Origin of the sequence: Mammaliicoccus fleurettii (assembly GCF_002018435.1) — a bacterium.
In the GTDB taxonomy this organism is placed as follows: Bacteria; Bacillota; Bacilli; order Staphylococcales; family Staphylococcaceae; genus Mammaliicoccus; species Mammaliicoccus fleurettii.
This window is the reverse complement of record NZ_MWJM01000006.1, coordinates 23,835-36,407: the sequence shown is the minus strand read 5'-3', so window position 1 is coordinate 36,407 and position 12,573 is coordinate 23,835. Positions and strand designations below refer to the sequence as shown.

The window sequence follows — 12,573 nt, the reverse complement described above, 5'->3', positions numbered from 1 at the left end:
TTAAGTTGGTACAATTAAAGCAAATATGAATGATATGGAGGTTATCTTTATGATTAAATCTACATGGCAAGGTAAGAAAACTTTTAGAGCACAATCAAAATTCGGTCATAATATAGTTTCTGATGCCCCTACTGAATCTGGTGGAGATGATAATGGCCCTTCACCAGTTGAATTAATGTTAAGTGGTTTAGCTGGATGTACGGGAATAGATGTTACAAATCTTATGAAGGAACGATTAGCCAATGTTACGAAATTGGAAATTACTGTAGATGATGAAAGAGAAGATATAACATCTCGTGCAGTTAAACATGTAAATTTAATTTTTGATGTTGAAGGCGAAGTTGATTTAAAAAAATTAAAACGCTCAATTACATTAAGTGTAGAAAAATATTGTACAGTTGCACATTCACTAAAAGCTACAATTGAACCGAAACTTATATTTAATGGTAAAGAGGAAACTTTATAAAAAAAACAGTTTGGACTGGGATCTACGTTATTAAACGGTTTCCCTATCCAAACTGTTATTTTTTAATATATGGTGCTCGCCAAATATAAAATGTTGCGTAAGAACTCCACATTTCCCATCCTTTATTCAGAGCAATCATTTGTTCTTTTGAAGGCTTTTGCTCTAAATTTAATATAGCTTTCAAAGCATTTTGTAAACCAACATCTCCAATAGGAAAAGCATTCTTAACACCTATTGACCTCATCATGACATAATGTGCAGTCCACGGCCCAATGCCTCTAATATTAACAAGTGTTTTTTCAATTTCTACCTTATCTTCCATATTCAATAACATATCTTTAGTTAACATTTGTGAATGGATTATCTTTGCTACATCGATTAAATATTCAGCTTTTCTTCTAGAAAATTTTAAATCCATCAATTCTTTTACAGTAATTTTGGATATCACATCAACTGTTGGGTGAATATAATATGATTTATTTTCAAACGTCATTTTTTCACCATAACTTTCTACTAATCTCTTCTTCAGTTGATAAGCAAAAGTTAAATTAATCTGCTGTCCAATTATCCCCCAGGAAATAGCTTCAAAAAAGTCAGGTATTCTGATTAATCTCAATCCATATAATTCATTTATTAAAGGTTCCAATATCTCATTTTTTCTACCATATTGATAAAATAAAGATAAATCTGCAGAAAAATCAAACCATTCTTCAATAAAATTTACTAACCTTTCTGTATTTTCAGGTGAGATAGATATATCATTTAAAATTTCTACTATTAAATAGTGGCGTTCATAAGAAATAGACAACAACAATTTAATATCATCAATCTTTATTGCACGATAAATTTTGTCATCCACTATATCAAAGAGCACTTCATTTTCGTCCCTTTTTAAATAAGCTAAACATTGTTCATAGTCGAAAATATCTGGACACTCAATTCTAATTTCTTCCATAAAGCATCACTTCCTTAATTACTCATATTATGAATCATATGTTTTTAATAAACAAATTAGAAATTTTAAAACATAAAATCAATTCATAGAAATTACATGTTATAATTGCAAGTAATTACCAATTAGGAGAGAAAAATATGTCAAAAAAATTATTCGTATTAATCACTACATTGTTACTTATTTTAGCAGCTTGTGGAAATAAAGATGACGATTCATCAAAAAGTAATACACATAAATACAAAACAGACGAAGGTAAAACTGTTGAAATTCCAGATAAGCCAAAACGAGTTGTTGTATTAACAACGGATCAAGGTAGCTTCCAAAAGCTTGGTGTAGATCCAGTTGGGACAGACGCTGATTTCCCTAAATCTAAATATGTAGACGATAAAGATGCTAAACGCGTTGGATCAGAAGACATCGAAGCTGTAACAAAATTAAAACCTGATTTAATCATCACGTATAACGCAAATCCTCAAATTAAAAAATTCGAAAAAATAGCACCTACAGTTCCATTTGATCATAGTAAACGTACATTTAAAGAAGTGCACGTTGAAATCGGGAAATTACTAGGTAAAGAAGATAAAGCAAAAGAACAAGTAAAAGAATTAGAAGACTTAATGTCTAAAGAAGGTAAAACAGTAAAAGAAGAAATCGGTAAAGATAGCACAGTTTCGATTATGGAAGTTGGTCCAAAAGAATTAACTTTAATAGGTAAAAACTTTGGCAGAGGTTCAGAAGTCATCTATCAAGGCTTTGGATTTAAACACCCAGCAGCCGCAGAAAAAGATATACCAAAAGAAGGCTGGTTAACAACTTCATTTGAAAACTTCAGCAAATATACAGGTGATTATTTACTCATACCAACTGAAGACGGTAAAAAACCAACCTCTTCATTAATCGACGGTAGCATTTGGAAAAACACAAAAGCAGTTAAAGAAGATCATGTTTATTATTATCCAAAAAATGAATTTATGTATTCAGACCCAATTTCAATAGAGAAACAAACTGAGTATTTAAAAAATATGCTAACAAAATAATAAATAGGAGGCTAGGACATTTAATGTGTCCTAGCCTCATTATTTTATATTTAATATGATATGTGTTGAATCGCACGATATCTTCTGAGTCTTCGTGCGTTTTGACCAGATTTACCCTGAATCGCACGATATCTCTGGAGTCTTCGTGCGTTATCGATTCAGAGCTTCACGCTCCTATACAACATTACCTATAATTATAATTCATCTATTTATTTTTTGCATTTTTAAACATTTATGCATACACTGTATAAAAAAGGAGTGGGATTTATCTTGGCCAAACAAACTGATTTACGTGTCATCAAAACTAAAAAAGCGCTCAATGACACATTACTCGAAATATTAACTATTAAAAATTTTTCTGATATCACTGTTAATGAAATATGCAATAAATCTCTCATTCATCGTACAACTTTTTATAAACATTTTATGGATAAAATTGATTTATTACAATATGCATTAAAAGAAAATACTAAGGAGTTCTTCATATTAGATATTTATGATCGACTTCACAAACCATTTCAATCTATGGAAAAATCTTTCGTAAATAAATTAAATGATGTATTTGAAAAACAAATGAATAATGATAAAGAATTTATGGATGAACTTATTAAGTATTTCATAGAAGTATTTAGTAAAGATTTCAAAAATAATATTGATAAAGTCGCAACCCCAACCCATATACCACAATCTCTACTTCCATATATTTATGGTTCAAATTTATCAGCCATCATACATTGGTCTGATTCATTACAAGGCGACTTAGACTACTCAAAGCTAGACGAAATATTTAATGAAATTAATATCATTAGTTTAAATGAAGGAAATTAAAAGGCCGAGACAATTAATTGTCTCAGCCTTTTATCATTATATTGGCAGTGGAATGCTATCCCACTGTTTTATTTTTGGACTAAATTATTTACATAATCTTTGAATTCTTCTTTGTTACCTTCTTCTATATCTATCATGGCAACTTTACCTTGAGGGAATTCAATAAATAATACGCCTTTGTCTTCTATTGTTACGGCTTTAATATCTTGATAACTAAATACTCTTTTATAAGGTTCGCCATTCATATCAACACTCATAATTACACGTTCGTTTGTTGTAATGTATGCACCTTTAAACTGTGTTTGTTCTCCTACTTTATATATGATTGTACCTAATACGCTTGGTCCAACTTTTTCAGTAGGATATAATTCATTTTCATCAATTTCATTTAATTTCATGCTTGAAACCTCCATTCATTACTCTCTCTATTGTACGAAATAAATAGAGTATGAAACAAATATTATGATTGACGTTCTATCAATTATTTAAATTAATGTAACCTGCTCTAATTTTTTTGCCTTCTTCATCAAATGATTCTACATAACCATCTTCGCTCACATTATATGATCCTAATAATTCCCCATCTTTACTCGTATATGAAAAACCAAATTTATCTCCATGTTTCTCTGGTTCTTTCCAAACTGTTTCATCTGTATCCACTTTATCTATACCTTCAAATGCTTCTACAGCATCAAACACGTTATCTCTCGTTATGACAGTATCTTGATTTTCACTAGAATTTACAAATTCAAAGTCATCAGGATATTGCATAATATATTGAATGTTATCATTATCGTCATTCCCGTTTGTATATACTGCAATTTGATATCCATTGTTCGGCGTATTATTATAAATAACAAATGAATGGCCTTGTCCCGTTCTTAAATCTTGAGCTGGCTCACCATGAAAGTCTATAAATTCTTTATATGTTACATGGTCTGTAGGAACAATACTAAATTGTTCTACTGGTCTACCTTCACTCAAATAGTACATGACCATGAAATTTCCATATACATGCCCTTCTCTACCTAAGAAGTTACGCACATCTTCTTCCTGCCCAAACTTTGATTCTATATTCTCTTTATTCATCGTTTTCATCATACCTTTATACCCCGTTACATGATTTTCATTCATATAATGATCTGAAAAATCTTGTGACAAAATATCAATTTTCGGAGCTGATTCACTCTTATTACTGTTATTATTTTTTGATTGAGATGATTTATTATGATTATTTTTATTTGGTGGATCTCCTATAGTAATACTACATCCCGATAAAAGTAGTATCGTCGCAATGATGAATAAAAATTTATATTTCATTAATATAAATCCCTCCTAACTCAATTAAATAAATAATACTAAATTTATTAAAATTATTATTCCCTATTTCAAAGATAATATTCAGAAAAATTTGAAAACGTTTGTTTACTTTTATATAATGGTCATTAACTAGTTGAAAGGAGTCCTTTTACAATGACTGAACGAATTTATGGAAATACGCCTTGCTTTTTAGGTGGTAAAAATTTAACTAAAGAAAAAGATTATTCGACAGATGTTCTCGTATATGGTGTACCTTTCGAAGGCCCATGCACATGGGGAGACTATACGGGGTGTGAATTAGGCCCTAAACAAATCAGATTATCATCTGCTAGATATAGTGGCTATCTCCCTGAATTAGATCATATAGATGTTAATCAACATTTATCAATCGGTGACGTTGGAGATGTTTCAACTGTACCTCATGATGTTGAACAAACAGTAAATAATATTGAGACATTTGCAGAAGATTTATGGCGCTCTAATAAATTTTTAGTTGGATTAGGCGGAGACCATGGTATTACATATCCAATTTTAAAAGGTTTAACAAATACCGGAAAAAAAGTAGGTATTATTCACTTAGACGCACATTACGATAATATGCCACACTATGAAAACGAACGATTTGCACGAAACACACCATTTATGAGGTTGTATGAAACTGAAGGCATTCGTAATGAAAGTTTAATTCATACTGGTATACACGGACCTCGAAATCAGCCTGAAACTGGTAAATTCGCTAAAGAAAATGGTGCTGTCACGATCACGATTAACGAAATCAAAGAAACGTCAGATTTAAGAAAATTTGCAAGAGATATCTATGCACAAGCTAGTAAAGATGTAGATGTTGTTTACTTAACAATTTGCAGTGATGTATTAGATTTCGCATTTAATCCAGGTGGTCCAGTTGATGGTAACGGACTGACAAGTTACGAATTACTTACTATGATATACGAATTTGGTAAATTAGGCCTTGTAGGTATGGACTTTGTTGAAGTCTATCCTATGCAAGATGCTAACCAAAATTCATCTCACTTTGTATCAACAGCTGTGCTTTATGTATTAGCCGGACACATTAAATACTTAAATAAAATTTAATGCCTGACATACGAAGGGATGGATTCATATGGCAGAACAGAGAGAAAGAAGTAAGTTCAGCATATTTGGTCCTGGCATGATTATAACCGCTTCATTTGTGGGACCAGGGACAGTTACGACTATGACTCAAGGTGGAGCCGGGTTTGGTTATAGTCTACTTTGGGCAGTGTTATTCTCAATTATTGCTACAATTGCATTACAAGAGATGGTTGCTCGATTAGCACTCGTTACAAATGAAGGTTTAGGTGAAGCCATACGTGATATTTTTAATCATCACCTCCTAAAAATCATCACTGTTTGGTTTAGTATGGTTGCTGTCGCAGTAGGTTGTGCCGCTTATATATCTGGTGATTTACTAGGTACTTCTTTAGGTGCTGCCTACTTACTTGATATACCTGAACATATCATCGCACCAGTAATCGGTATTATCATCTTATTAATAGGATTAAAAGGAAGTTATGATTTAATAGAAAAAGTCATGACCGTGCTCGTTCTTATTATGGGTGTTATTTTTATAACAACTGTAATTGTTATTCAACCAGATTTTGGTGCTGTTCTTAAAGGGGCATTCGTACCAAGCATACCTAATGGATCACTTCTAACAGTGATTGCGTTAATTGGTACAACAGTCGTTCCGTATAACTTTTTCATACATGCGACGTCTATTCACGAACGTTTTAATGGTGTTAAAGATTTAAAAATCGTTAGAACAGATACAATTCTAGCTATTGGGCTAGGCGGTCTGATTTCAGCTGCCATTCTAATAACTGCAGGTACATTAATAGAAGGCAGAGAAGTTAAGAGTTTAGTTGAATTATCTGAACCGCTTAAACCAATACTTGGTGATTTTGCTCCATTATTTATGAGTATCGGTTTATTCTCTGCAGGTTTATCATCTGCCATTGCCTCTCCTATGGGTGCTGCAGCTACTATAAGTAGTTGTCTTCGCTGGAAAGGTGGCCTAAAGAGTAAAAAATATCGACTAGTCTTTGCTATCGTGATATTTATCGGCATAATTACTTCTTCTCTTGGATTTGAACCATTAGAAGTATTATTAATTGCTCAAGCATTAAATGGTATTATATTACCGCTTATTGCAGTATTAATTTTTATTATCTTGAACAAGAAAAATATGATGGGCAAATTTGCAAATGGCATCGTGCTTAATATCATTGGAATATTCGTTGTTTTAGTCGTTTCGTTCTTAGGTATTTATAGTTTAATAGATGCTATTCAAAGTTTCATGAGTTAATTATCAAGAATTTATAGGGGATGAAATATTTTATGACAAAATTAACAGTCTATCTAGCAGGACAAATACATGATAATTGGAGAGAAGAAATCACCCAAAAAGCACAAGAAAGTAATTTACCATTAACTTTTGTTGGGCCACAAACAAATCATGATCGTTCTGATAATGTAGGTGAAGCCATATTAGGAGAACAGCCAAACAATTATTATAAAGATAACGCAGCATCAGACATTAATAATTTGCGTACACAAGTATTGATGAACAAAGCAGACATCGTAATTGCTTTATTTGGAGAAAAATATAAACAATGGAATACAGCTATGGATGCATCAACTGCAGTTGCACTCAACAAACCATTGATTCTTGTACGTCCAACAGACTTAATCCATCCATTAAAAGAACTATCCAACAAAGCTAATGTCACTGTAGAAACAGTCGATCAAGCATTAGATGTTATTAAGTACATTTATGAGTAAAAATTTTAAAAAGGAGTGGAACAGAAATCTAGTTTTAAAAAATAGATTTCTGTTCCACTCCTTTTTATTCATCATTTCAATTTCATTTTCATTTTCATTTGTTTCTTATATTTAAAATAAACTTTTGATAATAAATCTGCTATGAGCAACCCAAGTGCAATAGAACTTGATATTAAAGCTACTTTAATCATTGTTATCAAAGCTTCATGATAGTCATTGAGCACTAAATTTTTAATTGCTTCATAAGCGGTTCCTCCTGGTACAAGTGGAATAATTCCAGGAATGATAAACAAAATAATTGGCGAAAAGAATCGCTTACTCATAAAGTGACTCATGATTCCAATAAAGAAACCACCTATAAATGAAGATTGTACATCTGAATCATTAAATAATAGACTTGATTGAAATGCCATCCATCCTATTGCACCAACTATTCCTGCAGGTACTAACAAGTATTTAGGTGAATTAAATAATACGCCAAATAATAAAGATGCTCCAAAACTAAATACAATATTTAATATTATTGTTATTATCATAACTCACCTCTCAAGAGAAAATTAATAATACAACGCCTACACCTACTCCTATCGCTATTGAAGTAAATGTTGCTTCTAAACCTTTAGAAATACCAACTAACAATTGTCCAAGAAATAAATCTTGTATCGCATTTGTTATTAATACCCCTGGTACAATAGGCATGACTGCAGATATTATTGAAATATTTACTGTATTCCCACCAGTTATGATTTGATTCCATATAGCTATTAAAGCAATTACACTAGCAGCAACTATTTCTGCTATAAACTTCACATTCGTCCATGAATGTAATAACTCTACGATACAATACCCTATTGCGCCGGCAATGAAAGTTGCGATGATATCTTCTTTAATTCCACTAAATAAATATAGGAAAAATACTGATATAAGCCCTGCAGCAACCATTTTAAATGGTAAAGAATATGGATATGGTGAATTATGTATAGTAAGTATTCTCTTTAAAGCCTCTTCTGCCGATATTTGTTCTTTTTCTAACATTCTCGATACATTATTTACACGATGAATATTGCCTAAATTAGTATCTCTCTTTTTCACTCTATAAACTCTTATATTATCATCTATATCTAAAGCAAAATTTATAAAAGTTGAACTTACATAACATTGATTATTAGGATATCCTAGACGTTTAGCCATTCTAAACATCGTATCCTCAACACGAAATGCCTCTGAACCCGCTTCTAAAAGAACTAGACCCGCATTCATCACTATTTCTTGAACTAATTCTTTTGAATGCTTTTTTTGATTCATACTATACACACCTCGTTTCTTAGTTACATCTATATAAGAATATCAAATATAACATTACATTTTAACTTTAAAAGTAATAAAAATAAAAAAATTTGGGATTTCAAAATATTTTTCAAAAACTACATTTAATATGCTAAATTTTTCTATTTTATGAACATTTACGATACAACTTGACTTTACATTAATTTCATAATAGGCTTAATTTTGACGTAAGGAGGAAAATAAAATGGAAACACCACCAATCAACAAACAACTTGGTTTCTTATTATATGTTGCGTCAAAAGAGCTTATTAAAAAATATACACCGATATTGAAGAAATATAACTTAACTTATACAGGTTATATCGTTCTTGTAGCTATAGATAAAAACGAAGTCATCAATATTAAAACTTTAGGCGACAGACTATATTTAGATTCTGGAACATTAACACCATTATTAAAAAAACTAGAAGAAAAAGGATTCATTAACCGTGAAAGAGCGATTAATGATGAAAGAAATTTACGCGTTTCACTAACTGAACAAGGCATTGAAACACAATCTGAAATCTCAGAAGAAATCGTAAAAGTATTTCAAGGATTAGAAGTAGGCTCTGAGAATTCTTTAGAATTAAGAGATTCTATAGAAAAATTCATACAAACAACTCTTAACAAAGACATATCAGAATAAATTAATTAACTACCTCATTGTATAATGTCTTTTAATATTTAATAAGCAGTAGAAATTCATTGTAAACATTGAATTTCTACTGCTTTTTCTAATAATGCTGATTAGAGTGTGCTTAGATTGTGCTTACTGGCAGAATTCTGAATTGTGCTCCTTAGATTGTGCTAACTAGCAGAATTCTGAATTGTGCTCCTTAGATTGCGCTTACTGGCAGAATTCCGAATTGTGCTCCTTAGATTGCGCTTACTGGCAGAATTCTGAATTGTGCTCCTTAGATTGTTCTTACTGGCAGAATTCTGAATTATGCTCCTTAGATTGTGCTAACTAGCAGAATTCTGAATTGTGCTCCTTAGATTGTGCTAACTAGCAGAATTCTGAATTGTGCTCCTTAGATTGCGCTTACTGGCAGAATTCCGAATTGTGCTCCTTAGATACTACCCCTTACGGACTTTTCTCGGAATTATGTCCCTTACAACCACTCTTACGGACATTTCTCAGAATTATGTCTCTAACGACACCTCTTACGGACATTTCTCAGAATTTTGTCCCTAACAACACTTCTTACGGACATTTCTCAGAATTTTGTCTCTAACAACACCTCTTACGGACATTTCTCAGAATTTTGTCCCTTAGTCCCTTGCACTACCACTCACACTCTCTTACCTATTATAACTATGATATGGGCATGTGATAATGTGATCGTCAATAATACCTATACTTTGTAAAAATGAATAGACAATCTTTGGACCGACAAAATTAAATCCAATTTTTTTTAAGTCTTTACTTAATTTAATTGAAAGTTCTGTTTCAGCTGGTATGTCTGTTGTATTATGCCATTCGTTGATTATAGGTTTGCCCTCTACATAAGACCATAAAAAGTTTGCTAAACTTCCATATTGTTGCTGAATGTTTTGCACTAATAATGCATTGTTTCTTACGGATTTGATTTTTCCTTTATGTTTTATAACGTTATATTCTGTTCTAATTTCCTCTAATTCATCGTCTGTTAATTGTGCACATTTTTCGATATCAAATTGTTTAAATGCTTCTTGATATGCATGACGTTTTTGTATAACAGTTTCCCAAGACAAACCTGCTTGAGCGCCTTCTAAAGAAAGCATTTCAAATATATATTGATCATCTTTATTTATTCTACACCATTCTTTTTCATGATATACTTTCATTAAATCACTACTTGGCCACGTGCATTCAGTCATGCTTAATCACTCATTCCATATTTTTTATCTAACTTATGATTTCGAATCATAAATATTATAATTGTAATTCCAAATACGCTTAATATTAAAATTGCCTCCCAAACGCCTAATTTAAAAGGCATCCCCAATGCTGTATATAAATCTTTAACTACGATAAATGTAAATAACGCCATAATTTCAAATTTTATAAAATAAATAAGTAATTTAGCATTTTCTATTTGTTCTTCGTTTGGCTTACCATAAAGTGATGGAACATGTATGTATTGATCTAATTCAGGTCTACTTACAATAGTATGTAATATTAACCAGATAAATATTCCTAATGCTGGCATAAAAAAGATAAATGCTTTTGTTGCCCATGCATCTGGATTACCTGCAAAATCATAATGACTTGGTATATTATCGGGCAATACGTCAAAATTAATTATAATTAATATTATAGAAAATAACCACATAACAATACTTGAAATATCTAGCACACGTCTGAGCATGATATCTCCCCCTTATAAAAAAGCAACAAGTACATTAAATGTGCTTGTTGCTTTTAAATTTAATCTATATAAGTATTTATTAAGCTTACCAAGCAAATAATCCAACGAATGCAGCTGTTAACAGTGATACTAAAATACCTGAAAGCAGCATCATTGGTACATATTTAGATACAAAATTAGATACATCGTCTTTGACAATGCCCTTGAGTGTTCCTATTATCATACCAATTGTAGAGAAGTTAGCAAATGATACTAAGAAAGTACTAATTACTGCCGCTCTATGTGTTGAATATTCACTTATCTCTTTACTGATTGTACTCATCACAACAAATTCATTTGTTACAATTTTAAGTGCCATTTGTTGAGCAACTACCCAAGCTTCGCCAACTGGCATACCGAGTAAAATTGCAAATGGGAACATAAAGATACCGAGTATGTACTCTAATCTTATGTTTGGTAAATATGGAATAGGATCCATAATACCTAATAATTTATTAATCAAGTCTGCGATTGCAACAAACGCGATAACAAACGCGATAATGATTAATACAAGTTTACCTGCATTGATTACTGAATCCCCTAAAAATGAGAAGAATGGTTGTCTTTCCCCTTCGTCTATCTCAGCTACAACATCTTCTTCTGGATCTAAATCAAATGGATTTAAAATAGTTGTTACAATAATTGCATTAATTATGTTTAATGGTATAGCAGTTAATACATATTCCCCCGGTATCATTGTGACATATGCACCAACAATTGCACCTGAAACTGAACTCATAGACATCATTGCAACTGTCAGTACTCTAACTTTATTCATAGAAGTTAACTGTTTAGATGATACTGCTAAAGCTTCTGTATTTCCTAAAAACATCATTTCAATCGAGAAGAATGACTCGAACTTAGGTTGTCTTGTTACTTTTGAAATAACCCAACCTAAAATTGAAATAAATTTCGGTAAAATTCCTAAATACATTAAAATATCAAATACTGGTACAACTAGTAGAATTGGTAGCAACGCTGAAACTGCCATATCCATATTCCCTGGTCCTGGTGCTGTAAAGCTACCAAATGCAAATCCTATTCCCGAAAAAGCAGATTCTAAAAGCCACGACACACCATCAGCCGCACCTTTAACGAATTTTGCTCCAAATGAAAATTGAGTGAAGAACCATGCTAATACTAAGTTAATTACGATTAGTATTGAAACAGATTTCCAATCAATATTCTTCTTATCCCTAGAAAAAAGAAAAGCGACACCAATGAATATCAACAAACCAATTATATTGATGATTAGAAACATTGTTTTTGTCCACCCTTTTTTATTATTAAAATCAACATTATTATAACATGCAAATTAAAAGTATGTTACTACATTTTAAAGTCACTTTTACAATTTTTTATAATAAATAAAAATAAGAGGCAAAGAGATAAATAAGTTTTTTGAAAAAATGAAATAAGATGTAGATT

The 12,573-nt window shown here is 31.4% G+C and carries 15 protein-coding genes; 7 read left to right on the top strand and 8 right to left on the bottom strand.

Annotation, left to right across the window (positions count from 1 at the left end):
* Window positions 1–49 precede the first annotated feature (49 nt).
* Window positions 50–466, top strand: coding sequence for an OsmC family protein (locus B2G86_RS06345; protein WP_078357290.1), 417 nt, complete (start codon window positions 50–52; stop codon window positions 464–466).
* A 55-nt stretch (window positions 467–521) separates the two neighbouring features.
* On the opposite strand, the gene B2G86_RS06340 is transcribed toward B2G86_RS06345, so the two are convergent.
* A complete protein-coding gene (locus tag B2G86_RS06340; RefSeq protein ID WP_078357289.1) occupies window positions 522–1,421 on the bottom strand; it encodes a DNA-3-methyladenine glycosylase family protein in 900 nt (299 codons plus the stop codon).
* A 137-nt stretch (window positions 1,422–1,558) separates the two neighbouring features.
* Here B2G86_RS06340 and B2G86_RS06335 point away from each other — a divergent pair, with 137 nt between their 5' ends.
* Together B2G86_RS06335 and B2G86_RS06330 are read left to right on the top strand one after the other, a co-directional pair.
* Window positions 1,559–2,458 (top strand): ABC transporter substrate-binding protein, encoded by a 900-nt coding sequence (locus B2G86_RS06335; protein ID WP_078357288.1) that lies wholly within the window; start codon window positions 1,559–1,561, stop codon window positions 2,456–2,458.
* 270 nt (window positions 2,459–2,728) lie between these two features.
* A complete protein-coding gene (locus B2G86_RS06330; protein ID WP_078357287.1) occupies window positions 2,729–3,286 on the top strand; it encodes a TetR/AcrR family transcriptional regulator in 558 nt (185 codons plus the stop codon).
* Window positions 3,287–3,354: 68 nt separating this feature from the next.
* Here the strand turns inward: B2G86_RS06330 and B2G86_RS06325 are convergent, their stop codons facing one another.
* On the bottom strand, window positions 3,355–3,684 hold the full coding sequence (locus tag B2G86_RS06325) for a hypothetical protein (protein ID WP_078357286.1): 330 nt from the start codon (window positions 3,682–3,684) through the stop codon (window positions 3,355–3,357).
* A gap of 79 nt (window positions 3,685–3,763) precedes the next feature.
* Window positions 3,764–4,606 (bottom strand): hypothetical protein, encoded by an 843-nt coding sequence (locus tag B2G86_RS06320; RefSeq protein WP_078357285.1) that lies wholly within the window; start codon window positions 4,604–4,606, stop codon window positions 3,764–3,766.
* A 153-nt stretch (window positions 4,607–4,759) separates the two neighbouring features.
* On the opposite strand from B2G86_RS06320, the gene B2G86_RS06315 reads away from it, so the two are divergent.
* From B2G86_RS06315 to B2G86_RS06305, 3 genes are read left to right on the top strand one after another with little or no spacing between them, the layout of a single operon-like run.
* Window positions 4,760–5,701, top strand: a complete 942-nt coding sequence (locus B2G86_RS06315) for an agmatinase family protein (RefSeq protein ID WP_078357284.1) — start codon at window positions 4,760–4,762, stop codon at window positions 5,699–5,701.
* Window positions 5,702–5,729: 28 nt separating this feature from the next.
* On the top strand, window positions 5,730–6,953 hold the full coding sequence (locus B2G86_RS06310; protein WP_078357283.1) for an Nramp family divalent metal transporter: 1,224 nt from the start codon (window positions 5,730–5,732) through the stop codon (window positions 6,951–6,953).
* Between the two features lie 32 nt (window positions 6,954–6,985).
* Window positions 6,986–7,429, top strand: coding sequence for a YtoQ family protein (locus tag B2G86_RS06305; RefSeq protein ID WP_078357282.1), 444 nt, complete (start codon window positions 6,986–6,988; stop codon window positions 7,427–7,429).
* Window positions 7,430–7,500: 71 nt separating this feature from the next.
* Here B2G86_RS06305 and B2G86_RS06300 read toward each other — a convergent pair whose 3' ends face one another.
* Both B2G86_RS06300 and B2G86_RS06295 read right to left on the bottom strand, forming a co-directional pair.
* On the bottom strand, window positions 7,501–7,965 hold the full coding sequence (locus tag B2G86_RS06300) for a threonine/serine exporter family protein (RefSeq protein WP_078357281.1): 465 nt from the start codon (window positions 7,963–7,965) through the stop codon (window positions 7,501–7,503).
* A 10-nt stretch (window positions 7,966–7,975) separates the two neighbouring features.
* Window positions 7,976–8,734 carry a threonine/serine exporter family protein gene (locus B2G86_RS06295; protein WP_078357280.1) on the bottom strand — a complete coding sequence of 253 codons (759 nt, stop codon included), beginning with the start codon at window positions 8,732–8,734 and terminating at the stop codon, window positions 7,976–7,978.
* 226 nt (window positions 8,735–8,960) lie between these two features.
* Here B2G86_RS06295 and B2G86_RS06290 point away from each other — a divergent pair, with 226 nt between their 5' ends.
* A complete protein-coding gene (locus tag B2G86_RS06290; RefSeq protein WP_078357279.1) occupies window positions 8,961–9,401 on the top strand; it encodes a MarR family winged helix-turn-helix transcriptional regulator in 441 nt (146 codons plus the stop codon).
* A gap of 656 nt (window positions 9,402–10,057) precedes the next feature.
* On the opposite strand, the gene B2G86_RS06285 is transcribed toward B2G86_RS06290, so the two are convergent.
* From B2G86_RS06285 to B2G86_RS06275, 3 genes are all read right to left on the bottom strand, one after another.
* Window positions 10,058–10,615, bottom strand: a complete 558-nt coding sequence (locus B2G86_RS06285) for a DNA-3-methyladenine glycosylase I (RefSeq protein ID WP_078357278.1) — start codon at window positions 10,613–10,615, stop codon at window positions 10,058–10,060.
* 2 nt (window positions 10,616–10,617) lie between these two features.
* Window positions 10,618–11,106, bottom strand: a complete 489-nt coding sequence (locus B2G86_RS06280) for a DUF1648 domain-containing protein (protein ID WP_078357277.1) — start codon at window positions 11,104–11,106, stop codon at window positions 10,618–10,620.
* Between the two features lie 85 nt (window positions 11,107–11,191).
* Entirely contained in the window at window positions 11,192–12,406 is a 1,215-nt protein-coding gene (locus B2G86_RS06275) for a NupC/NupG family nucleoside CNT transporter (protein WP_078357276.1), read from the bottom strand.
* Between the last annotated feature and the right edge of the window lie 167 nt (window positions 12,407–12,573).

Excerpts from the sequence above, each read along its gene's own strand:
- B2G86_RS06315 (WP_078357284.1), top strand. The coding sequence starts at position 4,760 with ATGACTGAACGAATTTATGGAAATACGCCTTGCTTTTTAGGTGGTAAA.
- B2G86_RS06280 (WP_078357277.1), bottom strand. The coding sequence starts at position 11,106 with ATGCTCAGACGTGTGCTAGATATTTCAAGTATTGTTATGTGGTTATTT.
- B2G86_RS06320 (WP_078357285.1), bottom strand. The coding sequence starts at position 4,606 with ATGAAATATAAATTTTTATTCATCATTGCGACGATACTACTTTTATCG.
- B2G86_RS06300 (WP_078357281.1), bottom strand. The coding sequence starts at position 7,965 with ATGATAATAACAATAATATTAAATATTGTATTTAGTTTTGGAGCATCT.
- B2G86_RS06275 (WP_078357276.1), bottom strand. The coding sequence starts at position 12,406 with ATGTTTCTAATCATCAATATAATTGGTTTGTTGATATTCATTGGTGTC.
- B2G86_RS06290 (WP_078357279.1), top strand. The coding sequence starts at position 8,961 with ATGGAAACACCACCAATCAACAAACAACTTGGTTTCTTATTATATGTT.
- B2G86_RS06295 (WP_078357280.1), bottom strand. The coding sequence starts at position 8,734 with ATGAATCAAAAAAAGCATTCAAAAGAATTAGTTCAAGAAATAGTGATG.
- B2G86_RS06310 (WP_078357283.1), top strand. The coding sequence starts at position 5,730 with ATGGCAGAACAGAGAGAAAGAAGTAAGTTCAGCATATTTGGTCCTGGC.
- B2G86_RS06340 (WP_078357289.1), bottom strand. The coding sequence starts at position 1,421 with ATGGAAGAAATTAGAATTGAGTGTCCAGATATTTTCGACTATGAACAA.
- B2G86_RS06325 (WP_078357286.1), bottom strand. The coding sequence starts at position 3,684 with ATGAAATTAAATGAAATTGATGAAAATGAATTATATCCTACTGAAAAA.
- B2G86_RS06345 (WP_078357290.1), top strand. The coding sequence starts at position 50 with ATGATTAAATCTACATGGCAAGGTAAGAAAACTTTTAGAGCACAATCA.
- B2G86_RS06285 (WP_078357278.1), bottom strand. The coding sequence starts at position 10,615 with ATGACTGAATGCACGTGGCCAAGTAGTGATTTAATGAAAGTATATCAT.
- B2G86_RS06335 (WP_078357288.1), top strand. The coding sequence starts at position 1,559 with ATGTCAAAAAAATTATTCGTATTAATCACTACATTGTTACTTATTTTA.
- B2G86_RS06305 (WP_078357282.1), top strand. The coding sequence starts at position 6,986 with ATGACAAAATTAACAGTCTATCTAGCAGGACAAATACATGATAATTGG.